The organism is Streptococcus canis (assembly GCF_900636575.1).
GTDB classification, from domain to species: Bacteria; Bacillota; Bacilli; order Lactobacillales; family Streptococcaceae; genus Streptococcus; species Streptococcus canis.
This window is the reverse complement of the sequence record NZ_LR134293.1, coordinates 130,168-152,341: the sequence shown is the minus strand read 5'-3', so window position 1 is coordinate 152,341 and position 22,174 is coordinate 130,168. Positions and strand designations below refer to the sequence as shown.

Annotated in this window: 30 protein-coding genes and 1 riboswitch; of the genes, 26 read left to right on the top strand and 4 right to left on the bottom strand. The window is 40.2% G+C overall.

Translation table 11 applies throughout. The features are described 5' to 3' along the window. Positions 1–141 precede the first annotated feature (141 nt). The 26 genes from EL097_RS00770 (at position 142) to EL097_RS00645 (ending at position 18,303) form a co-directional block, all read left to right on the top strand. Complete coding sequence (locus EL097_RS00770) at positions 142–510, top strand: TlpA family protein disulfide reductase (protein ID WP_003046789.1); 369 nt, start codon at positions 142–144, stop codon at positions 508–510. Positions 511–574: 64 nt separating this feature from the next. After that, a complete protein-coding gene (locus EL097_RS00765; protein ID WP_003046791.1) occupies positions 575–1,312 on the top strand; it encodes a TrmH family RNA methyltransferase in 738 nt (245 codons plus the stop codon). 38 nt (positions 1,313–1,350) lie between these two features. Beyond that, positions 1,351–1,851, top strand: a complete 501-nt coding sequence (locus EL097_RS00760) for an HD domain-containing protein (RefSeq protein ID WP_003046793.1) — start codon at positions 1,351–1,353, stop codon at positions 1,849–1,851. Positions 1,852–1,865: 14 nt separating this feature from the next. After that, the gene (locus tag EL097_RS00755; protein ID WP_003046796.1) at positions 1,866–2,555 is read left to right on the top strand and encodes a Bax inhibitor-1/YccA family protein; all 690 of its coding nucleotides are present in this window, start codon (positions 1,866–1,868) and stop codon (positions 2,553–2,555) included. Positions 2,556–2,751: 196 nt separating this feature from the next. Next, the gene (locus EL097_RS00750) at positions 2,752–2,994 is read left to right on the top strand and encodes a YneF family protein (RefSeq protein ID WP_003046797.1); all 243 of its coding nucleotides are present in this window, start codon (positions 2,752–2,754) and stop codon (positions 2,992–2,994) included. Positions 2,995–3,173: 179 nt separating this feature from the next. After that, complete coding sequence (gene racE, locus EL097_RS00745; RefSeq protein ID WP_003046800.1) at positions 3,174–3,968, top strand: glutamate racemase; 795 nt, start codon at positions 3,174–3,176, stop codon at positions 3,966–3,968. Continuing rightward, positions 3,965–4,954, top strand: coding sequence for a nucleoside-triphosphate diphosphatase (locus EL097_RS00740; RefSeq protein ID WP_003046803.1), 990 nt, complete (start codon positions 3,965–3,967; stop codon positions 4,952–4,954). Before racE ends, EL097_RS00740 begins: the two co-directional genes overlap by 4 nt. After that, positions 4,930–5,451: a metallophosphoesterase gene (locus tag EL097_RS00735; RefSeq protein WP_003046806.1), complete on the top strand. Its 522-nt coding sequence runs from the start codon at positions 4,930–4,932 to the stop codon at positions 5,449–5,451. The genes EL097_RS00740 and EL097_RS00735 overlap by 25 nt, the downstream gene beginning before the upstream one ends. Next, the gene (cbpB, locus tag EL097_RS00730) at positions 5,448–5,909 is read left to right on the top strand and encodes a cyclic-di-AMP-binding protein CbpB (protein WP_003046808.1); all 462 of its coding nucleotides are present in this window, start codon (positions 5,448–5,450) and stop codon (positions 5,907–5,909) included. Before EL097_RS00735 ends, cbpB begins: the two co-directional genes overlap by 4 nt. Next, positions 5,906–6,652 carry a site-specific tyrosine recombinase XerD gene (gene xerD / locus EL097_RS00725; RefSeq protein WP_003046810.1) on the top strand — a complete coding sequence of 249 codons (747 nt, stop codon included), beginning with the start codon at positions 5,906–5,908 and terminating at the stop codon, positions 6,650–6,652. The genes cbpB and xerD overlap by 4 nt, the downstream gene beginning before the upstream one ends. Then, on the top strand, positions 6,652–7,359 hold the full coding sequence (locus EL097_RS00720) for a segregation/condensation protein A (RefSeq protein ID WP_003046812.1): 708 nt from the start codon (positions 6,652–6,654) through the stop codon (positions 7,357–7,359). The genes xerD and EL097_RS00720 overlap by 1 nt, the downstream gene beginning before the upstream one ends. Next, positions 7,356–7,907 carry an SMC-Scp complex subunit ScpB gene (gene scpB / locus EL097_RS00715; protein WP_003046814.1) on the top strand — a complete coding sequence of 184 codons (552 nt, stop codon included), beginning with the start codon at positions 7,356–7,358 and terminating at the stop codon, positions 7,905–7,907. Before EL097_RS00720 ends, scpB begins: the two co-directional genes overlap by 4 nt. Before the next feature lie 119 nt (positions 7,908–8,026). After that, entirely contained in the window at positions 8,027–8,749 is a 723-nt protein-coding gene (locus EL097_RS00710) for a pseudouridine synthase (RefSeq protein WP_003046815.1), read from the top strand. Further along, entirely contained in the window at positions 8,746–8,997 is a 252-nt protein-coding gene (yidD, locus tag EL097_RS00705) for a membrane protein insertion efficiency factor YidD (protein ID WP_039994775.1), read from the top strand. Before EL097_RS00710 ends, yidD begins: the two co-directional genes overlap by 4 nt. A 190-nt stretch (positions 8,998–9,187) precedes the next feature. After that, positions 9,188–9,733 carry a tRNA (cytidine(34)-2'-O)-methyltransferase gene (locus EL097_RS00700; RefSeq protein ID WP_003046819.1) on the top strand — a complete coding sequence of 182 codons (546 nt, stop codon included), beginning with the start codon at positions 9,188–9,190 and terminating at the stop codon, positions 9,731–9,733. 413 nt (positions 9,734–10,146) lie between these two features. Further along, positions 10,147–10,383, top strand: coding sequence for a hypothetical protein (locus EL097_RS00695; RefSeq protein ID WP_003046823.1), 237 nt, complete (start codon positions 10,147–10,149; stop codon positions 10,381–10,383). Between the two features lie 3 nt (positions 10,384–10,386). Beyond that, complete coding sequence (locus EL097_RS00690; RefSeq protein ID WP_081587253.1) at positions 10,387–10,692, top strand: hypothetical protein; 306 nt, start codon at positions 10,387–10,389, stop codon at positions 10,690–10,692. Positions 10,693–10,701: 9 nt separating this feature from the next. Continuing rightward, entirely contained in the window at positions 10,702–10,974 is a 273-nt protein-coding gene (locus EL097_RS00685; RefSeq protein WP_081587254.1) for a GBS Bsp-like repeat-containing protein, read from the top strand. A gap of 90 nt (positions 10,975–11,064) precedes the next feature. Beyond that, positions 11,065–11,189, top strand: a riboswitch (FMN riboswitch). 77 nt (positions 11,190–11,266) lie between these two features. Further along, positions 11,267–11,830 carry an ECF transporter S component gene (locus tag EL097_RS00680; protein WP_093998448.1) on the top strand — a complete coding sequence of 188 codons (564 nt, stop codon included), beginning with the start codon at positions 11,267–11,269 and terminating at the stop codon, positions 11,828–11,830. A gap of 1 nt (position 11,831) precedes the next feature. Then, positions 11,832–12,485: a phosphatase PAP2 family protein gene (locus tag EL097_RS00675; RefSeq protein ID WP_172636368.1), complete on the top strand. Its 654-nt coding sequence runs from the start codon at positions 11,832–11,834 to the stop codon at positions 12,483–12,485. 173 nt (positions 12,486–12,658) lie between these two features. Next, the gene (locus tag EL097_RS00670; protein ID WP_003046834.1) at positions 12,659–13,579 is read left to right on the top strand and encodes a TIGR01212 family radical SAM protein; all 921 of its coding nucleotides are present in this window, start codon (positions 12,659–12,661) and stop codon (positions 13,577–13,579) included. 38 nt (positions 13,580–13,617) lie between these two features. After that, complete coding sequence (locus EL097_RS00665; protein WP_003046836.1) at positions 13,618–14,172, top strand: tRNA (mnm(5)s(2)U34)-methyltransferase; 555 nt, start codon at positions 13,618–13,620, stop codon at positions 14,170–14,172. A 131-nt stretch (positions 14,173–14,303) separates the two neighbouring features. Then, entirely contained in the window at positions 14,304–15,638 is a 1,335-nt protein-coding gene (locus EL097_RS00660; protein ID WP_003046839.1) for a hemolysin family protein, read from the top strand. 77 nt (positions 15,639–15,715) lie between these two features. After that, a complete protein-coding gene (gene pflA / locus EL097_RS00655) occupies positions 15,716–16,507 on the top strand; it encodes a pyruvate formate-lyase-activating protein (RefSeq protein WP_003046843.1) in 792 nt (263 codons plus the stop codon). Positions 16,508–16,639: 132 nt separating this feature from the next. Next, positions 16,640–17,575, top strand: coding sequence for a manganese-dependent inorganic pyrophosphatase (locus EL097_RS00650; RefSeq protein WP_003046847.1), 936 nt, complete (start codon positions 16,640–16,642; stop codon positions 17,573–17,575). Positions 17,576–17,649: 74 nt separating this feature from the next. Then, positions 17,650–18,303: a DUF1803 domain-containing protein gene (locus EL097_RS00645; protein WP_003046849.1), complete on the top strand. Its 654-nt coding sequence runs from the start codon at positions 17,650–17,652 to the stop codon at positions 18,301–18,303. A 46-nt stretch (positions 18,304–18,349) separates the two neighbouring features. Here EL097_RS00645 and EL097_RS00640 read toward each other — a convergent pair whose 3' ends face one another. From EL097_RS00640 to EL097_RS00625, 4 genes are read right to left on the bottom strand one after another with little or no spacing between them, the layout of a single operon-like run. Beyond that, positions 18,350–19,351: a FecCD family ABC transporter permease gene (locus tag EL097_RS00640; RefSeq protein WP_003046853.1), complete on the bottom strand. Its 1,002-nt coding sequence runs from the start codon at positions 19,349–19,351 to the stop codon at positions 18,350–18,352. Further along, positions 19,348–20,337 carry a FecCD family ABC transporter permease gene (locus EL097_RS00635; protein WP_039994940.1) on the bottom strand — a complete coding sequence of 330 codons (990 nt, stop codon included), beginning with the start codon at positions 20,335–20,337 and terminating at the stop codon, positions 19,348–19,350. Before EL097_RS00635 ends, EL097_RS00640 begins: the two co-directional genes overlap by 4 nt. Before the next feature lie 46 nt (positions 20,338–20,383). Then, complete coding sequence (locus EL097_RS00630; protein WP_003046860.1) at positions 20,384–21,322, bottom strand: iron-hydroxamate ABC transporter substrate-binding protein; 939 nt, start codon at positions 21,320–21,322, stop codon at positions 20,384–20,386. A gap of 24 nt (positions 21,323–21,346) precedes the next feature. After that, positions 21,347–22,129, bottom strand: coding sequence for an ABC transporter ATP-binding protein (locus EL097_RS00625; protein ID WP_003046863.1), 783 nt, complete (start codon positions 22,127–22,129; stop codon positions 21,347–21,349). Positions 22,130–22,174: the final 45 nt, after the last annotated feature.

Sequence of the window (22,174 nt, the reverse complement as noted above, 5' to 3'; positions counted from 1 at the left end):
CCAGTCTTTTCTGTTTATTTGAGGTTGTTAGCAGGATAGGTTGGTGAAAAGGCTGGAAAAATGGTTCCAAATTTTCAGGTAAAGACTTCAGATGGACAAGTTGTTAAGCATAGTGATGTCAAGAGGAAAAAGTTTGCATAAATGTTTGGGATAATTTGGGATAATTGGTGTAGGGCTTGTCGCTATGAGATACCCGAATTAGAAAAGGTTTATCAACAGATTAAACAAGACAAAGAGTTGCTCTTTTTATCAGTCACCTTGCCTAAAGATAAGGCATTAAAAAATAAGAAGCCTGCCGATGATACCAAGGCAGCGATTCTAACAGCTGCTAAAAAAGAAAGCATTACTTATCCTGTTTATGTTGATTGTGAAGATAAGGCTATGGAAGAATTTGGTATTAGAGCATCCCAAACGCATATTTTCAGTGATCGCGCTGGCAAACTCGTGTCCCCTGTGCCAGAAGAAGGATTTGGAGGTGGCCTTTTGCATATACTGAAAACATTGAAATAGTTAAGGATTGACCTTCTAAGAAGTTTAAGCTTTCAAATACTGTCGTGTATGATATAATAGGCGCATGGTTATTACATCAAAAGCAAATCAATTAATTAAGCAAACAAAAAAATTATTGCAGAAAAAGCATCGAAAACACTCCTATTTGATTGAAGGTTGGCACCTCTTTGAAGAGGCCAAAAAATCAGGACAGGTTTTTCGCCATATCTTTGTTTTAGAGGAAATGGTGGAGCGTCTAGCAAGTGAGCAAGAGCTAGTTATGGTTAGTTCGGAAGTGCTCAAGGAGTTAACTGATTCTCCTAGTCCACAAGGCATTGTTGCTGAGGTAGAAATGCCAGAGTTGACTCTGCCAACAGACTATCGAGGGAAATACTTGATTTTGGAGGACGTCCAAGACCCAGGGAATCTTGGTACGATCATTCGAACAGCAGATGCCGCTCGGTTCGATGGGGTCTTTCTTTCTGAAAAATCAGCAGATATTTATAATCAAAAAACCCTACGTTCCATGCAAGGTAGCCATTTTCATTTGCCAATTTGGCGAACGGATGTCTATCAGCTTTGTCGAGAGCTGCAAGAATATAAAACGCCTATTCTAGCAACAACCCTATCAAAGGAATCTGTTGATTATAAAAGCCTTCCACATTATGAAAGGTTGGCTTTGGTGATGGGGAATGAGGGAAGTGGCATAAGTGAAGAGATGGCAACTATGGCTGACCAACTGGTGCATATTATGATGCCTGGTCAGGCGGAAAGTTTGAATGTTGCCGTAGCAGCAGGAATCCTCATTTTCAGCTTGATTTAAGCTAATATGGTATAATAATGACGTGAGGTGATTATGTTATGCATTACACAGAAGATAAAGAGTATATGGAACACGTCGGTCATTTGATTGCTCATCCTCGCTTTCAAAAATTGAGTCATATTATTCAGCACCAGCATTCAACGCGCCTTGAACATTCTGTCAATGTCTCTTATTCAAGTTATAAATTAGCCAAGCGATTTGGTTGGGATGCCAAAAGTACAGCCAGAGGCGGCTTGCTTCATGATTTCTTTTATTATGATTGGCGCGTGACCAAGTTTAATAAGGGGCATGCTTGGGTTCATCCTCGTATTGCTGTACGAAATGCGAAAAAGTTAACAGAACTCAATAAAAAAGAAGAGGATATCATTCTAAAACACATGTGGGGAGCGACCATTGCTTTTCCGCGTTACAAGGAAAGTTATATTGTGACAATGGTAGACAAATACTGGGCTGTCAAGGAAGCGGTGACGCCTTTGAGACAAAAGTGGTCCAATCGACGGTTTCTTCGTCGCAAGACTCTCCAAAGTCATAATCGTTAAATAAAGGAGTTATTATGAACAATCAAGTCATTTATACGCAATCAGACGCAGGCCTGAATCAATTTTTTGCAAAAATTTATAGTCTGGTGGGGATGGGAATAGGTCTCTCGGCTTTTGTGTCTTATTTGATGCTCTATCCCTTTAGAGCTAACTTAGTGTCTATTATTACCAACCACCCAATGGTTTATTATGGGGCCGCAATTAGTGAACTGATTTTGGTTTTTGTGGCTAGTGGAGCTGCTCGTAAAAATACACCGGCTGCTTTGCCACTCTTTCTCATTTATTCGGCCTTAAATGGTTTTACACTAAGTTTCATTATTGTTGTTTATACGCAAACAACAGTCTTTCAAGCTTTTGTCTCTTCAGCTGTTGTTTTCTTTGCCATGTCGGTCCTTGGAGCTAAGACCAAGCGTGATATGACTGGTTTAAGAAAAGCTATGTTTGCTGCCTTGATTGGTATTATTGTGGCCAGTCTAATTAATCTCTTCATTGGTAGTGGTATGATGAGTTATGTGATTAGTCTTATTTCTGTTTTGATTTTCTCTGGGCTTATTGCCTCAGATAATCAAATGATTAAGCATGTTTATCAGGCGACAAATGGTCAGGTAGGAGATGGTTGGGCTGTTGCTATGGCTTTAAGCTTGTACTTAGACTTTATTAACTTATTTATCAGTCTTCTTCGTATTTTTGGAAGAAATGATTAATTAAGGCAAGTGAGTGTTTTAACACTCGCTTTTCCTTTACCTCTGTTTAAAAATAACCAAGAGAGGAAGAAAAGGGGCTCTTAGTAGCAAAGACACAACTGACCAAAAAAAGCAGGATAAATAGGTGTTAATTTGTAAACTCTTCCTTTTTTTGATATACTATAAAGGATTAAAAACTAGGAGAATTTAGATAAATATGTCAACAACTATTTGGATTTTATTACTTATTGTTGCCCTTGGATTAGGTGTTTTGGGTGGAATTTTTATTGCCCGTAAACAAATTGAAAAAGAAATTGGTGAACACCCACGTTTAACACCAGAGGCTATCCGTGAAATGATGAGCCAGATGGGGCAAAAACCAAGTGAAGCAAAAATCCAACAGACTTACCGTAATATTGTCAAACAATCAAAAGCAGCCATTGCCAAAGGTAAAAAATAAGGAACAATTGCTATAAGGAACCTTGTTAGTATCGTTTAAGAGTGAACAGTCTTTGATTTTCAATGTTCAGTAGAACTTATCTTATCAGTTAGATTTGTCAACTGTTCAGGGTTTAAAAAAGAACTCAGTTGGCTATTACCAACTGAGTTTTTCATATTGTCAGTAAGGAAGTAATGGTGATGGATACAAGACCAATTGGTTTTTTAGATTCTGGTGTGGGCGGCTTGACCGTGGTTCGGGAATTGATGCGGCAGCTACCACATGAGAAAATTGTCTATATCGGTGATTCAGCAAGGGCTCCTTACGGACCAAGGCCAGCTGAGCAAATCAGAGAATACACATGGGAATTGGTCAATTTTTTATTGACCAAACAGGTCAAAATGATTGTTTTTGCATGTAATACCGCAACAGCAGTAGCTTGGGAAGAGGTAAAAGCAGTTCTAGATATTCCTGTTTTAGGCGTTGTTCTGCCGGGGGCAAGCGCAGCTATTAAGTCAACGACAAAAGGTCAGGTTGGGGTTATCGGTACTCCTATGACCATAACATCTGACATTTACCGTCAAAAAATCCAATTATTAGCACCATCTGTGACAGTCACAAGCTTAGCCTGTCCTAAATTTGCACCTATTGTTGAGTCAAATGAAATTCATTCTAGTGTGGCTAAAAAAGTGGTTTACAAAAGCTTGGCTCCTTTAGTTGGGAAGGTAGATACTTTAGTACTAGGGTGTACTCACTATCCCTTGTTACGACCGATTATCCAAAATGTTATGGGACCGTCTGTTAAGTTGATTGACAGTGGAGCAGAGTGTGTTCGAGATATTTCTGTTTTGTTAAATTATTTTGAAATCAATGGTAGTCGTTGTCAAGAAAAGGTGAAGCACCATTTTTATACGACAGCAAGTCCTGAAACCTTTCAAGCTATTGCCTCAGTGTGGTTGAATCAAAAAATAAATGTGGAGCATATAACCTTATGAGTGATAAAATTTACGAATATAAAGATAGGAATAACTGGTTTATTGGAAAGATGACCGGTCATAATTTAATATCAGGCTGGGGAGTTGATCACACAGTCATCAAAAAAATAGATAATCTTTTAGATGGATTGTCTGAAAAATTAGACTGGGAAAACCTTAAGGGCTATGATGTCACAGTAATTCGTTATCAGTCTCCTTTTGCCCTACTGTCATTTTTGGTGGATATGATAAATCAAGAAACCAAGCGTGACATTAAGGTAGTTCGTCATGCAGGTGCAATCCTACTAACGGAAAAGGAAAATTTGCTGGCGGTTTATCTCCCAGAAGGTGGAGTTTCAACAGCTACATTTTTTGCTACCAGCGAGCAGGGATTTGGGGATACCATTTTAATCGCTACACGAAACGAGGGGAAAACCAAAGAGTTCCGCAGTCTATTTGGTCAGCTAGGGTATCGTGTGGAAAACCTCAATGATTATCCTGATTTGCCAGATGTTGCAGAAACGGGTGTCACCTTCGAAGAAAACGCTCGTTTGAAAGCAGAAACGATTTCACGCCTAACAGGAAAAATGGTATTAGCAGACGATTCAGGACTAAAGGTTGATGCCTTGGGTGGTTTACCTGGGGTTTGGTCAGCTCGTTTTTCTGGTCCAGATGCTACAGATGCCAAGAATAATGCCAAACTCTTACACGAATTAGCGATGGTGTTTGAACAAAAAGATCGTTCAGCACAATTTCATACCACTTTGGTAGTGGCTGCTCCAGATAGAGAGAGTTTGGTTGTCGAGGCGGAGTGGCCAGGCTATATTGCCACACAACCTAAGGGAGACAAGGGGTTTGGCTATGATCCGCTCTTTATTGTTGGAGAAACAGGACGGCATGCAGCTGAATTAGAGGCCGATGAAAAAAATCAATTATCACACAGAGGTCAAGCTGTTCGAAAATTAATGGAGGTCTTTCCATCATGGCAAGTAAAACAATCATTGTAATGAGTGATTCTCATGGTGATCGAGATATTGTGCAAGCTATTAAGGACAAGTATCTAGGTCAAGTTGATGCCATTTTTCATAATGGAGACTCTGAATTGAAAAGTTCAGACCCTGTTTGGGATGGAATTTATGTGGTCGGTGGGAACTGTGATTATGATACTGGTTATCCAGACTACTTAGTAACGACACTAGATACCGTTACCGTTGCTCAGACACATGGTCACTTGTACCACATTAATTTTACTTGGGATAAGCTAGATTATTTTGCTCAAGAAGCCGAGGCTGACCTTTGTCTTTATGGTCACTTGCATCGGCCAGCAGCTTGGCAAGTTGGAAAAACCCTTTTTATTAACCCAGGTTCAGTATCACAACCTCGTGGTGAGATTAATGAAAAATTGTATGCCCGAGTTGAAGTGACTGATGATGTCATTAAGGTTGATTATTTTACTCGAAACCATGACCTTTACCCATTACTATCTAAGGAATTTAAACGATGATTGCAAAAGAATTTGAAACGTTTTTAATTAGCCATTTGGATAGCTATCTGATTCCAGCAGAAGACTTAGCCATTTTTATCAATACTCACAATGCAGACCACGTCATGTTGCTATTGGTCAGCAATGGTTTTTCAAGAGTTCCCGTTATTACGCGGGAAAAAAAATATGTGGGAACCATTAGCATTTCTGATATTATGACCTATCAAGCTAAGAGACAGTTGACTGATTGGGAAATGCGTCAAACAGATATTGGTGAGATGGTGAATACTAAAATTGAAACCATTAGTATCAATGCTAGCTTAACAGAAATCATGCATAAGTTGGTTGACTATCCTTTTTTGCCAGTAGTAGATCAGTCTGACCGCTTTGTGGGCATTATCACTCGAAAATCTATTTTAAAAGCCGTCAACAGTCTTTTGCACGACTTTACAGATGATTATACCATTACTAAAAAATGATGACTTATATTGAAGCCTTTATTGCAAGCAAATCTTTATCTCAGAATAGTCAAAAGGCTTATCGGTATGATTTGCAGCAATTTTATCAGATTATTGGCGACCGAATTAATCAGGATAAATTATCTCTTTATCAGAACGCTTTATTGGATTTAAGCCCGTCAGCCCAAAAACGAAAACTTTCTATCGTTAATCAATTTTTATATTATCTGTACCAAGAACATCACCTGACTCATTATTTCAGGATGACAGACCAGATCAAACTATCTCGAATAGAAAAGCGGCAACCTGTTTTAATTGATCAAGGTCTCTTTTATCAGGAAACTGCTTTTGAAGCAGGGCAGTTAATTGCTTTATTAATTTTAGAATTAGGTCTAACACCTAGTGAAATAGCGGGTATTACTGTAGCTAACTTGAATTTGAGTTTTCAAGTGTTAACATTGCAGACGACAAAAGGTGTTCGAGTGTTGGCTTTACCGAAAGATCTGCTCATTTTTTTAGAAAAGCAAGTAATTGGTAAAGAACAATACCTCTTTGAGCATCAGGGACAGGCCTTTTCTAGGCAGTGGTTCTTTAATCAATTAAAAGCTTTTCTCGAAAGTTTGGGGCGTAGGGACTTAACAGCACAAAAATTACGGGAGCAATTTATTTTAAAGGAAAAATCAAAAGGAAAATCGATTATTGAGCTTAGCGAGCTTCTTGGTTTGAAAAGCCCGATAACTTTAGAAAAGTATTACAAATCATAATGGATATAAAAGTTAAAGATTTTGAAGGTCCCCTTGATTTGCTTTTGCACTTGGTGTCTAAGTACAAGGTTGATATTTATGAGGTTCCTATTGTTGAGGTGATTGAGCAATATCTTGCCTATATTGAAACCTTGCAGGCTATGAAGCTAGAGGTAGCTGGTGAATACATGCTGATGGCGAGTCAACTCATGCTGATTAAGAGCAGAAGATTACTTCCCAAGGTTGTTGAAGAAATTCCCGATGAAGAGGATCTGGAGCAGGACTTGCTAGGTAAACTTGAAGAATATAGTCGCTTCAAGGCCCTTAGTCAGGAGTTGGCTCAGCAGCATGATCAGCGGGCAAAATTCTATTCAAAACCTAAGCAAGAATTGATTTTTGAAGATCTTGTCTTGCAAGAGGATAAGACAGTTATGGATTTATTCCTGACCTTTTCAAAAATCATGACCGCTAAGCGAGAAGCCTTTAAAAATAGTCATACAGTAATTGAACGTGATGATTACCGCATTGAGGACATGATGACTTTGATTGAAAAGCGGTTGGATAAAGACGAGGTGATTAGCCTATCTGCCATCTTTGACGACTGCCAGACCATGAATGAAGTGATTGCCTTATTTTTAGCCAGCTTGGAATTAATTAAGATGCATTTGGCTGTTGTTGAGCAGGCCACAAATTTTGGCCCAATTGTTTTGAGAAAGGAAATGCAATGACTTATTTATCGCAGATAGAAGCCCTGCTATTTGTCGCAGGTGAAGAGGGTCTGAGTTTGAGAAATCTGGCTACCATGTTATCATTGACACCAACGGCCTTGCAACAACAATTGGAAAAACTTGCTCAAAAATATAAAGCAGATCAGGATTCTAGCCTCTGTTTGATGGAATGGTCAAATACTTATAAATTAGTTACTAAGGAGAACTTTGCGCCTCTCTTACGTGACTATGCTAAGGCCCCTATCAATCAAAGTTTGTCTCGGGCTAGTTTGGAAGTCCTATCTATTATTGCCTATAAGCAACCTATTACGCGGATAGAAATTGATGATATTCGGGGGGTTAATTCTAGTGGAGCCCTAAGCAAGTTGCTGGCTTATGAATTGATTGAAGAAGTTGGTAAGAAAGAGGTTCTTGGTCGTCCGAATTTATATGCCACAACAGATTATTTCCTTGATTATATGGGAATTAATCACTTAGATGAATTGGTTGATGTGTCGACCATCGAACTGGTAGATGAAGAAACTGCCCTTTTTAAAACGGAAGATTAGCCTATCAGCTAAATTGATAAGCAAGGTGCTTTAGAGCATGTTCCTTGTCCCGACCAGATAGACTCCTCTCGCTAGTAAGACAGCGACAGCAATTTCCCCAAAAGAAAGAAGAAAACATAATGAGAATTAACAAATATATTGCCCATGCGGGTATTGCCAGTCGTCGAAAGGCTGAAGATTTCATCAAACAAGGTCTAGTTACTTTAAAAGGACAAATGGTCACAGACTTAGCGACCACTGTTAAATCTGGAGATGTGGTTGAAGTAAAAGGAACACCGATTTACAACGAGGAGAAGGTTTACTATTTGCTCAACAAGCCACGGGGAGTTATTTCCAGTGTGTCCGATGAAAAAGGTCGTAAAACGGTATTGGATTTATTGCCTCAGGTTAAAGAGCGGATTTATCCTGTAGGTCGTTTAGACTGGGACACATCAGGTGTGCTGATTTTGACCAATGATGGTGATTTTACGGATACCATGATTCACCCAAGAAATGAGATTGATAAGGTTTATTTAGCGCGTGTGAAAGGAATTGCTACTAAAGAAAACCTTCGTCCTCTAACCCGAGGAGTGGTTATTGATGGAAAAAAAACAAAGCCAGCTCGTTACAATATTATTCGCGTGGAGGCTGACAAGAATCGCTCGATTGTAGAATTAACTATTCATGAGGGTCGAAATCACCAAGTTAAGAAGATGTTTGAATCCGTAGGGCTACTGGTGGATAAATTATCTCGTACCCGCTTTGGGACTCTTGCATTAACAGGTCTAAGACCGGGAGAAGCAAGACGCCTCAATAAAAAAGAAATCAGCCAACTTCATAATTTAGCTAATACAAAGAAATGATTAAAAAACTATTAATGGCACCTGTTAAAGCCTATCAACGCTACATTTCTCCTTTATTTCCGCCAAGTTGTCGTTACAGGCCTACTTGTTCCGCTTATATGTTGACTGCTATTGAAAAGCATGGAGCTAAAGGGGTACTAATGGGGTTGGCAAGGATATTAAGGTGTCATCCCTTTGTTGCTGGTGGTGACGATCCTGTTCCTGATCATTTTAGCTTAAAAAGAAATAAGGAAGCTTTGAAAAAATGAAAAAAGGCGGGACTTTGGCAAAAATGGATTGACATTAATTGTTAAAGTGTTATAATAACAAATAAGCATTCGTTGGTTTAAATCAAACCTGTTATGATTTAAGTTAGCGAGTCACCATCAACCACATTGTTTGCTGAGCATGACTCCGGGCAGTGTGGTTTTTTTAATGAAAAGAATAAGTGAGATTGTTATGAGAAAAGAAATCATCAACCCAACCTATAAAGAAATCAATAGTCGCAACCATGTCGTTTTGTTTCAACCACAGATTCCACAAAATACTGGGAATGTTGCCAGAACCTGTGCAGCAACAAATGCCCCTCTTCATATTATTAAGCCCATGGGTTTTCCTATTGATGATCGTAAAATGAAGCGGGCTGGCTTAGACTATTGGGATAAGCTGGATGTGCGGTTTTATGACAGTCTGGAAGATTTTCTCTCTCAATGCCAAGGCAAACTTCATCTGATTAGCAAGTTTGCAGATAAGGTTTATTCTGAGGAAACTTATCAAGACGATCAGGCTCATTATTTTTTATTTGGCCGTGAAGACACTGGTTTACCAGAAGAATTTATGCGTCAACATGCTGAAAAGGCGCTACGCATTCCTATGAATGATGACCATGTGCGAAGTCTAAATGTCTCAAATACGGTCTGTATGATTGTTTACGAAGCTTTGAGACAGCAAGAATTTAAGGGTTTGGAATTAAGCCATACCTATCAATACGATAAGTTAAAATAGGAAGAGTATGCTCTTGACTCGGTTTACTTGCTTGTTTAAATCATTAATCTTAAGACCAAATTGCCATTTTTTGACAATTTAGGTCTTTTAATTTAATTTGGAAAACAAGGCTGAAAAGATTATTTGCAGGGGACTAATTAAGGAGAGGGAATAATGAGAAGGCGGATGTCTAAAGCTAAGAAATGTTGGGTGGCAGTAAGTGCTTAAACCGTTGTTATTTTAGGACTTAGGGGCAATGTAGCATTTGCAGATACCCTTTTGGAAAATCAATCCTTGGAGCAACCGCCAACTGCCAGCACTCCTCAAGTGCTGTTAGCAGGGCTAGAAGAGAGTAGCCCTAAGGAAGTTATGGCAGGAGCGGAAAAACCTTTTCTCAAAAAGCTGAGGAAGAATTTACTTTTCTTGAGCCAAATATGAGAGCAACACCAAAAAGTCTTGCTCACCTAAGAACGATTCAGTCACGTGCTTTAGTTAGTCAGGCAGAAATTGAAACACTAAATTTGTCTTACCGAAGTCATGTCCAAAATATTGGCTGGCAAGAACTTGTTGCTGGCTCGGAAGATAGTGGAACAGTAACAAATACAAATCAAGTTGAGGCCACTAGTGTTCAAGTGGACAATCCTTCAGGGCTATCAAGGCAGGTGTTTTAGTCAATCTTAGTCTGTGGGCAAGGCTGGGGGGCTGTGGACGCAGATGGTCAAGTAAGTGGAACAGTTGGTACGGACACGTCAATAGAAGTCATTAAGATTCAGTTGGCTGGTGATTTGCAACAGCGATTTGACATTTATTATCGTGTGACTATTGAGGATTTGGGCTGGTTGAATTGGACGAATAATGGTTTAGCCGCAGGGACAAAAGGATTTGGGAACTATCTGCAAGTCTTTGAAGTTAAATTGGTTGAAAAACCTAAAAAGTCCATCGTTATGGTCCAAAATCATCAGCCAAGTCAGGGCGGTTGAGATGTTCTCATTCTTCAAGGAACAAAAGCCAAGGCTATTCAATCTGTTAAGGTAGCTGCTGGGTCTTTGGCTGACCAATTCAATCATTTTGTTTACCAAACTAATCGTGTGATTGGCAGAGAAATACAGGTAGGTATTGACCAAGCCAATCATAAGTATTTGACAGGGGACTATATTGTTCAAGCTTATGCCACCTACCTTGACCATAGTGAAGAAGTTATCCCGGTAGGAACCTACCGTTTGGAAGCACAAAGGAAAACTTATCAAACACTCTATCTATAGTCAGAGAGCTAAGATGGTCAGTACAGACTAGCCCTTTTTTTGAAAAATGGGCAAAGCTATTGCTATCTAGTGTTAAATTTGCTATGCTAGAAGTGTCTTCAGGGCAGGGTGAGATTCCCGACCGGCGGTGACTAGGCAACTAGAAGTCCGTGAGCGAAAGCTGATGTGGTGTGATTCCACAACCGACAGTATAGTCTGGATGAGAGAAGACCGGGCTTTTTGTGAGGGCTTTTTAGGCAACACAATTACAACGGAACTTCTTTCAATTTGGAAAAATTGGAGGAATTTTTTAATGTCAAAAACACATAAACTGGTTATGGTTGCCACTCTTTCAGCCATTTCCTTTATTCTCATGTTATTTAGCTTTGCTATCATCCCAGGAGCTGAATTCTTAAAGATTGAATTTAGCATTATTCCTGTTTTGCTTGGTTTGGTTTTAATGGATTTAAAGAGTGCTTATTTGATTTTACTTTTGCGATCGCTCCTTAAAGTTTTTTTGAATAATCGTGGGGTTAACGATTTTATTGGCCTTCCAATGAATATCATCGCTATTGGCTTATTTGTGACAGCTTTTGCCTTGATTTGGAATCGTAAAAAAGGGGTTGGTCACTATCTCCTTGCTAGTTTAGTAGGAACAGGCTTGTCAACTTTAGGTATGGTTGTTTTAAATGATGTTTTTGCGATACCACTTTATGCTAAGTTTGCCAATTTTGATATTGGTGCCTATATTGGCGTTGCGAAATACATGGTGACAATGGTCATTCCTTTTAACCTAGTCGAGGGGTTCATATTTGCAATTACTTTCTATTTCGTGTATATTGCAAGTAAATCCATTTTAGAAAGATACCGACACTAATATGATGAAAAACAAACAGAACCACTTTTTGATAGCTTCATTTGCTCTACTACTTTTTGTTATGATCGGCTACACGGTCAAATTTTTCCCTGAGAGTTTGACTACTCTTGATAGTAGTATTCAAGCGACTATTAGGGGCAACCTTCCACAAGCGTGGACGCAATTTTTTAAAGGTATCACGGTACTTGGTAATGTCAGTGCCCAGCTTCTTTTGGTTGTTTTGTCGGTGCTTGTTTTGCTTTTGCTGAAATGGAAGATTGAAGCCCTGCTGGTTTTATCTAATGGGGTTGTAGCGGCAGTCTTAATTTCAAGTTTGAAATGGTTATACCAAAGGCCAAGACCTAGTATCGAGCATTTGGTCCATGCAGGTGGTTTTTCCTTTCCAAGTGGCCATTCAATGGGCAGTATGTTGATTTTTGGTAGTCTCTTGATTATTTGTCATCAACGCATCATATCTAGATCCTTGCGATTAGTTGTGGATACTATCTTTATTACCCTTATTTTACTGATTGGTCTGTCTCGTATTTATTTGGGGGTGCATTACCCAAGTGATGTTTTAGCTGGGTTCATTTTAGGGTTTAGCGTTCTTCACTTCCTATACCCATGCTATAATCAAAAACGTTTTGAGTGGCGCTTTCTTTTGAAACAGGATTAGAAGGGCATTTGGAAATACCATATTTTACCTTTAAAAAATGATTGAGAATGTGATTGGGACTTGAAAACTTTTAGTTTTGACCTCTAATCCATTCTTATTTTTTATTGCCTCTTTAAGCTCTTTTCTAGCAGGTGGCTGCTTTGCTAGTTACAATTTATGCTACAATAGAAGTTATGAAGAAAAGATACCAGACCTTGAATGACTACTATCGCCACTTATTTGGCGCCAAGATTTTTAAAGTTCCTATTGATGCGGGATTTGACTGCCCCAACCGTGATGGAACGGTGGCTCGTGGTGGCTGCACCTTTTGTACGGTATCAGGTTCTGGAGATGCGATTGTAGCGCCAGATGCTCCTATTCGAGAGCAATTTTATAAGGAGATTGACTTTATGCACCGCAAATGGCCAGAGGTTAATCAATACTTGGTTTACTTCCAAAATTTTACCAATACCCATGATAGGGTGGAAGTGATTCGGGAACGCTACGAGCAAGCCATTAATGAACCGGGTGTTGTAGGGATTAATATTGGAACCAGACCTGATTGCTTACCTGATGAGACCATTGCTTATTTGGCAGAATTGGCAGAGCGTATGCACGTGACGGTGGAGTTGGGCTTACAAACGACCTATGAGAAGACATCTGAGTTGATTAATAGAGCCCATTCCTACGACCTCTACAAAGAGACGGTAAAGCGGCTAAGGAAGTACCCTAAGATTGAAATCGTATCACATTTGATTAATGGTTTACCAGGTGAGACCCATGAAATGATGTTGGAAAATGTTAGGCGTTGCGTGACAGATAATGCTATTCAGGGAATCAAGCTTCATTTGTTACACTTGATGACCAATACCCGAATGCAAAGGGATTACCACGAGGGGCGCTTGCGATTGTTGAGTCAAGAAGAATACGTTTCGATTATTTGTGACCAATTAGAAATTATCCCTAAGCATATTGTGATTCATCGCATTACAGGAGATGCCCCACGGGACATGCTGATTGGCCCCATGTGGAGCCTAAATAAGTGGGAAGTTCTGAATGCCATTGATCAAGAAATGGAAAACCGGGGAAGTTGGCAGGGCTGTAAAGTTGACTAGCCTGTCTCATTTTGACGGATTTGGATAGGAGAAGAGTGATGATAAAACGCCCCATTCACCTCTCGCATGATTTTTTAGCAGAGGTTGTGGATAAGTCTAGTGTGGTTGTGGATGCCACGATGGGCAATGGACATGATACTGCCTTTTTGGCACAATTGGCTAAAAAAGTTTATGCCTTTGATGTGCAGGAGCAGGCTGTTAAAAAGACAAGTGAACGCTTAGCACAGCTAGGCTTATCCAATGCTGAGCTGATTTTAGCGGGACATGAAGCGGTTGATCAGTATGTGACAGAGCCGGTGCGCGCAGCTATTTTCAACCTTGGTTATTTGCCCAGTGCGGATAAGTCTGTGATTACCTTGCCAGATACCACGCTATTAGCTTTATCAAAAATCTTAAAGCTTTTGGAAGTTGGTGGTCGGGTTGCTATCATGGTTTATTATGGGCATGAAGGTGGCGATAGGGAAAAAGATGCCTTGCTCGATTTTGTGCGGCAGTTAGACCAGCGTCTGGTTTCTGCCATGCTCTATCAGCCACTTAATCAGGTCAACACACCACCTTTTTTAGTGATGTTAGAGAAACTGGTAGTTTTTTAGTTCCGTTTCCCCTGTGAGCGTCGTAGGAAGTCCTGTGATTATTTCTGTGGAAAAAGAAGAAATCCCATAGGCTTTGCCCATAAATGTGATATAATGAAGTCACTATATTATTTTCTAGGAGTTATATTGACATGGAAGACCCTGTGAGTCAGCCTTTAGTGATTCAATTTTTATTGTTACTTGTTTTAACTTTGTTAAATGCCTTTTTTTCAGCCAGTGAAATGGCCTTAGTTTCTCTTAATCGTTCTCGAGTAGAACAAAAGGCGGCAGACGGCGATAGAAAATACGCTCGCTTGTTGCGAGTGTTAGAAGAACCTAATCATTTCTTATCAACCATTCAAGTTGGGATTACCTTTATCAGTCTTTTGTCAGGGGCGAGTTTGTCAGCTTCTCTTGGGAAAGTCATCTCAGGTTGGTTAGGCGGCTCAGCGACTGCACAAACAGCAGGTAGCATCATTTCCTTGATTTTCCTGACTTACGTCTCTATTGTTTTAGGGGAATTATATCCGAAACGGATTGCCATGAACCTCAAAGACAAGTTGGCGATTGTTTCAGCTCCCATTATCATTGGGTTAGGAAGGTTGGTTAGCCCTTTTGTATGGCTATTGTCAGCGTCAACTAACCTGTTGAGTCGTATTACCCCGATGACCTTTGATGATGCGGATGAACAAATGACGCGTGATGAAATTGAATACATGTTATCTAACAGCGAAGCGACCCTTGATGCTGAGGAAATCGAGATGTTGCAAGGAGTGTTTTCACTTGATGAAATGATGGCGCGTGAAGTCATGGTTCCAAGAACAGATGCCTTCATGATTGATATTAATGATGACCCTCTTGAGAATATTCAAGAAATCTTAAAACAAAGTTTTTCCCGTATTCCTGTCTATGATGTGGACAAGGACAAGATTATTGGTTTGATTCATACCAAGCGCTTGTTAGAATCAGGTTTTCGTCAGGGCTTTGAAAACATTAACATGCGTAAAATTTTACAAGAACCGCTGTTTGTCCCTGAAACTATTTTTGTGGATGACCTCTTACGTCAGCTGCGCAATACCCAAAATCAAATGGCTATTCTACTAGATGAATATGGTGGTGTGGCTGGACTGGTCACCTTAGAAGATTTGCTGGAAGAAATTGTTGGCGAAATTGATGATGAAACCGATAAGGCGGAGCAATTTGTGCATGAAATTGGGAAAAACACCTATATCGTTGTTGGTACCATGACCCTAAATGAATTTAATGAGTATTTTGATACGGAATTGGAATCAGATGATGTGGATACCATTGCTGGTTTTTACTTGACTGGTATTGGAACTATTCCAAGCCAGGAACAAAAAGAGTCCTTTGAAGTGGATAGCCACGACAAGCATTTGATCTTGATTAATGATAAGGTTAAGGACGGCCGTGTTACAAAATTAAAATTAATCCTGTCTAATATAGAACAGATTATTGAGGAGGACTAGGCTTCACGCCTAGTCTTTTTTGTGAAAAGTGTTATAATGAAAATGTAAAAACGTTTACAAGGAATGAAGGAGATGCAATGACTGAGATAGATTATGGCCAAGTAACAGGAATGGTGCATTCAACAGAAAGCTTTGGTTCTGTGGATGGGCCAGGAATCCGCTTTATCATTTTTTTGCAAGGCTGTAAAATGCGCTGCCAGTATTGTCATAATCCGGATACTTGGGAAATGGAGACCAACAATTCAAAGCTTAGAACGGTTAATGATGTTTTGAAAGAAGCCCTTCAATACAAACATTTTTGGGGGAAAAAAGGAGGTATTACCGTATCTGGTGGTGAGGCCATGCTTCAAATTGACTTTATTACCGCCTTATTCATCGAAGCCAAAAAATTAGGCATCCACACCACGCTAGATACCTGTGGTTTTGCTTACAGACCCACCCCTGAGTACCATGACGTTTTGGATAAGCTGTTAGCAGTAACTGATTTGATTTTGTTGGACTTAAAAGAAATTGATGAGGAGCAACATAAGATTGTGACGCGTCAGCCTAACAAAAATATTTTACAATTTGCTAGGTATTTATCCGACAAGCAGATTCCTGTCTGGATTCGACATGTTTTAGTTCCAGGTTTGACTGATATTGATGATCATTTGGTACGGCTCGGTGAATTTGTGAAAACTTTAAAAAATGTGGATAAGTTTGAAGTCTTACCTTATCATACCATGGGAGAATTCAAGTGGCGTGAGTTAGGTATTCCTTATCAGTTGGAAGGGGTTAAACCACCGACCAAGGAAAGGGTTCAAAATGCCAAAAATTTGATGCAGACTGAATCTTATACAGAATATATGAATCGGATTCATCAGTCATAGAACGGATAGAGTTGGGATGATTTCCCAGCTTTTTTATCTGCTTAGCTCTCGTTAGGTAGGCATTCTCCCTTTGATTTTAGAGCTTTTTTCTGCTAAAATTAAGGTGAATAAAGAGAATGAGGTAGAATTATTATGTCAAAAATTTTAGTTTTTGGTCACCAAAATCCTGATACGGATGCCATTGCATCATCTTATGCCTTTGATTATTTGTCTCAAAAGGCATTTGGTTTGGATACTGAAGTGGTGGCATTAGGAACACCTAATGAGGAAACTGCATTTGCCCTTGATTACTTTGGTGTTGAGGCACCACGCGTGGTTGGCTCTGCTAAAGCAGAAGGGGCTGAACAAGTGATTTTGACAGACCATAATGAGTTTCAACAATCCATTGCAGATATTCGTGAGGTTGAGGTATATGGTGTGGTTGATCACCACCGTGTGGCTAATTTTGAAACTGCAAATCCGTTATACATGCGTGTGGAACCAGTAGGATCAGCCTCATCTATTGTTTACCGTATGTTTAAAGAAAATGGTATTGCCGTGCCAAAAGCGATTGCTGGAATGCTCTTGTCTGGTTTAATTTCAGATACCTTGTTATTGAAATCTCCAACAACTCATGTGTCTGACCATCGTGTCGCTGAAGAATTGGCAGAGCTAGCAGAAGTGACCTTGGAAGAATATGGCATGTCTCTTCTAAAGGCGGGTACAAACCTTGCAAGCAAATCAGAAGCAGAATTAATTGATATTGATGCCAAAACATTTGAATTAAACGGCAATGCTGTGCGTGTGGCACAAGTTAATACTGTTGACATTGCAGAAGTGTTGGAGCGTCAAGAAGCCATTGAAGCAGCTATTAAAGAGGCCATGGTTGCAGCAGGTTATTCAGACTTTGTCTTGATGATTACGGATATTGTTAACTCAAACTCTGAAATCTTAGCCATCGGAACAAATATGGATAAGGTTGAAGCTGCCTTTAACTTTACCCTTGAAAATAATCATGCCTTCTTAGCGGGTGCCGTTTCTCGTAAAAAACAAGTGGTACCACAATTGACAGAAAGTTTTGGAGCTTAATGAAAAACTCTTTAAAAAAGGCCTTGGTTTTTTGACCAAGCCCTTTTTTAGTCTTCTATGCTATAATAGAAGGTATGATTACAGTATTTCATTCAGATAAGCTCACCAGACAACCTTTTTTCCAAGACCTTATCAATTATCTCGACCAACATGACCACGTTATTTTACGAGACATCAAAAAAGCCTTTCCTAGTATCACAGGCATTGACAAGGCTATCGAAAGTTATGTTCAAGCTGGCTATATTCGCCGTGAAAATAAGCGTTACGGGATCAGCCTTCCCTTGGTGACTTCTGACCAGCAGCTAGCCTTAGATACCATGCTCTTTTTGGACACCTGTTCAGCTAAGTATGAGGATTTTTTAGCAGTCACCTTTGAGACTCAGCTGGCAAACCAGACCAATCAAGTGATTATCAAGGAAAAAACAAGCATTACGAGAGATCATCTGACTCTAGCTAATTATTTTTACCATCTCAAAAGAGGTGAGAAGCCGTCAGCTGAGCAGGCTGACTTGTATGACCTCTTGGGGGATGTGAATCAGGAATATGCCCTTAAATACCTGACAACCTTTTTACTTAAATTTGCACGCAAAGATTTTGTCATGCAAAAACGTCCTGATATTTTTGTAGAAGCTCTGGTTAAATTGGGCTACCTAGAACAAGTGGAGCCTACAACATACCAGCTGCTAATGACTTTGGATAAAGAAAAGCTTACCTTTACAGCACCATAGCAAAAAGAGCTAGGAACAAAGACTGTTCTTAGCTTTTTGAGTGCCTTTATTTTGTTTCTGCCATTAAGTATAGGAAATAAGGAGCCCCGATTAGTGATACTAAGATACCTGTCTGGATATTACTGCCAACGAGATAAACACGTCCAATCGTGTCTGCAAGAAGGAGAACCAACATACCGATGAATAAGCTGGCCGGTATGGTTAACCTGTGATCACTTCCTACAAGACGTTTGCTGGTATGACCTGCCATTAGGCCGATAAAGCTAATATTACCAACCAAAAGCACGCTCAAGGCAGCAAGAGCAGTTGCCAAGGTCAAAGTTAAAAAGCGTTGTTTATTCAAGGCTAGTCCAAGTCCAATAGCGGTATCATCAGATAAGGACATGATGTTAAGGCGATATGCTTGGTAAAAGGTCAGTAGCCAAAGCAGGAGAAGTAAAGGAGCGATGCGTAAAAGTGTTGGCCAGTCATCCCCAGTAATCTGACCACTCAGCCAGTTAATGACTAGATCAACTTTATAGCGATTGACATTGCCAACTAGGGCGACCATTAAACTGGATAACATGGTGGTAACCCCTACACCAGTGATGATCAAGCGGGTTGGATTGATTTGTCTTTGTCTAGTTAATGAAAGCTGATAGACGCTGAAAATCGTTAGGCTAGCCCCCGCCATAGCAAATAGAGGAAGAAGTTGGCTAAGGGTAGTTTGATTGAGGGAGGAAAAAGAGACAAAGATAGCAAGTGTCACCCCTGCTCCTGTATTAATCCCTAAAATGCCAGAATCAGCTAGAGGATTTCGTGTCAAGCTTTGTAGTAAAAGTCCAGATAGAGCAAGTGAACCTCCTCCAACACAAGCCGCTAGAATTCTTGGCAGTCGAATCTTGGTAATGATTAAGGCCATGGCACTGCTGGATTTTCCTAGAATAACTTGAACCACACTTAGAAGAGACATATTGGAATCTCCCATTGATAGAGAAATGAGAATAAGTCCCACTAGAAGAATGAGCAGTGCGACGTAAAAAGAGGCTAATTGTTTAAATGATTTCAATGAGATCCTCCTTTTCTAAGTAGCCATAAGAAACAGGGAAAACCAACTAGACTAACGAGGGCGGATAGGGGTGTTTCATAAGGAGGATTGAGGTTGCGGCATGCAAAATCAACCCAGAGCATGAAACTAGCCCCTAAGAGGACAGAAAGAGGGATAATCTGCCGGTAATTCTTAGCAACAAAGATTTTAATCATATGAGGAATTATCAAGCCAACAAAAGAAATGCTACCAGCAACAGCCACAGCCGCTGATGACAAGACAAGAACCAAAATGATAAAGACTGCGCTAATCAAGTTGGTGTTTTGCCCAAGTGCTGTTGCTTGACAGTCACTTAAACTAAGAATAGTCAGCTGATAAGACAGGAGATGGGCTAGCAAAAGTCCTAGGAGGATTAAAGGAGCGATGTAAGTGACCATCTGCCAGTTGATTCCAACCAGACCTCCAGCCTGCCACCCGATAACAGCATTAGCGAGATGAAAGTAGTTAGTAATGCCTTGCCCCAGTGCAGAGAGCAGTATGGACACCATAGCTCCTGCTAGGACAAGGCGGAGTTGATGGTAACCTTTTCCAGTTTGGTAAGATAAGCCAAAGACTAATGCAGCAGCTAGGCTAGAGCCTAACAAAGACAGCAGAATAATGAGTGAATAATGCAGATGAGGCACAAAAGCGTAAGCTAGAACCAAGGCTAGTCCAGCACCAGAATTAATGCCTAAGAGGCCGGGATCAGCAACAGGATTACGCGTAATTCCTTGCATGATTGCCCCAGAAACAGCGAGGGCAGCCCCAACTAAAGCAGCAGCAATTAGCCGAGGGATACGAATATCAAGAAGGACAGTGGCCTTATGCCCTCCTTGCTTTCCGAGAAAAATACGACTGATGTCCTGATGAGATAGATTAATGGCTCCAAAGCGAAGGTTGCAATAAATGGCAAGGACTAAGCTTAGGCTGATAAGGGCAAAAAGAAGCCAAAAAGTCTGTGACTTGATGACTCTTTGGGTTCTTTGAGTGAGTAAATAGGTTCGGTAAAAGGGCTTATGAATGGTTTTCACTTGAGATAATTGCCTTTCGTAAGGTCTTTAATTGGTATTCCAAAGACAGGGGATCTGTGAAATAAAAGACATTGGCATTTACTTTAATCACATGGTTTTTTTGCACAGCTGGAAGAGATTTCCAGAGATCACTTTCATATAAGGCGGAGCCTGTTTTATCATCTTCGGCAGCGACCACCACATAGTCCCCAATGTAATCAGGAAGAACTTCTTGGGACAATGAAAGGTAACCTTGTTTAAAAACATCATTCTTAACTTTTTCAGGGGCATCGTAATGAAAGGCTTGGTGAATAATCTCACCTCCACGTCCCCAATCTTTACCAAAGAGGTAAATATCTTTTTCGTAGAGGCCCATAATGGTAAAGGTGGCTTTGTCACCTGTCACAGCTTTAACTTCTTTTTCATAGGCTGCTGTCTTGGTTTTCCAGTCTTTTAACCACTGATTTGTCTCTTTTTCCTTGTTAAAGATACGTCCAAAGTCCGAAAAGACTTGGAGATAATCACGTTTACGGTATTCAATCGAAATCACAGGAGCGATTTCTGCTAATTGCTTGATGTTTTCTTCATTAGAGCCTACTACAATCAAATCAGGTTCTAAAGCAGTGATAGCTTCTAAATCAGTAGCAGCTACCTGTTTAGCTTTTTTAACTGTCTGGGCTAAAATAGGATTTTTCTTGTCGTAAGAAGTGACACCAACTAAGTTTAGGTCTAATTTTTTGAGGTAACCCGTATAAGTTGAAGCTAGACTAACCACGCGCTTGGGTTGACTAGGAATATCTCCATAGTAGGTAACACCAGCGATTTTTGGCATGCTTGATAAGTTGTTTGAAGTAACAGTTGCTTTGCTGCTTGTTTGGTTGCCACAGGCAATCAAGGAGCAAGTTGTGAAAAAGAGCGTTAACAGTAGAGCTAGTTTTTTCATGTATTCTATTCTCCTAGAATAAATTTATTGGAGCTGATAGGTCAGCAATATAGGGCGGTTGTGGATAGGATCATCGATGAGTTGCGCCTTGATTTGGAAGATATCTTGAATAATGGCTGGGGTCATGATGTCTCGGACAGTCCCAGAGTACTTGATTTGTCCTTTTTTCATGGCAATCAGATGATCAGAATAGCGTGCTGAGAGATTGAGGTCATGAAGAACCATCACCATGGTTTTGCCAGATTCTTGATTCAATGTTTTCAGTAATTCTAAGATTTCCAGCTGATGGTTCATGTCCAGATAGGTTGTTGGTTCGTCCAAAAAGATGGTATCGGTATCTTGCGCCAAGGCCATGGCAATCCAGACCCGTTGCCGTTGACCACCAGATAGGGCATCAACAGGTTGATTGGCATAGGCTGTTACCTTGGTTGCTTCCATTGCCCAGTGAATGGTCTCTTTGTCGGCTTGGCTAAGTTTACCAAGGTAGGATTGGTGAGGAAAACGACCATAGGAAATTAGTTCGTAAACAGTAGTGCCATCTGTGGCCTCTTGAACTTGGGGCAAGAGGGCAATTTTTTTAGCCACTTCTTTAGTGGCCAGTGTGGCAATGCTTTGCCCGTCTAAATAGACAGCTCCCTTGCTGACAGGTAAAAGCCTAGTCAATCCCTTTAATAAGGTTGATTTGCCGCAACCATTTGCCCCAATAATAGTAGTGATTTGACTTTGGGGAATGTGAAGGGATAGGCCATCAATAATGCTTTTTTTATCGTAGGCAATGGCAATCGCTTCAGCACTAATCTGTGTCATGAGGTTACCTCCTTTCTAAACATAGTCAAAGGGGCAATGAAAGTG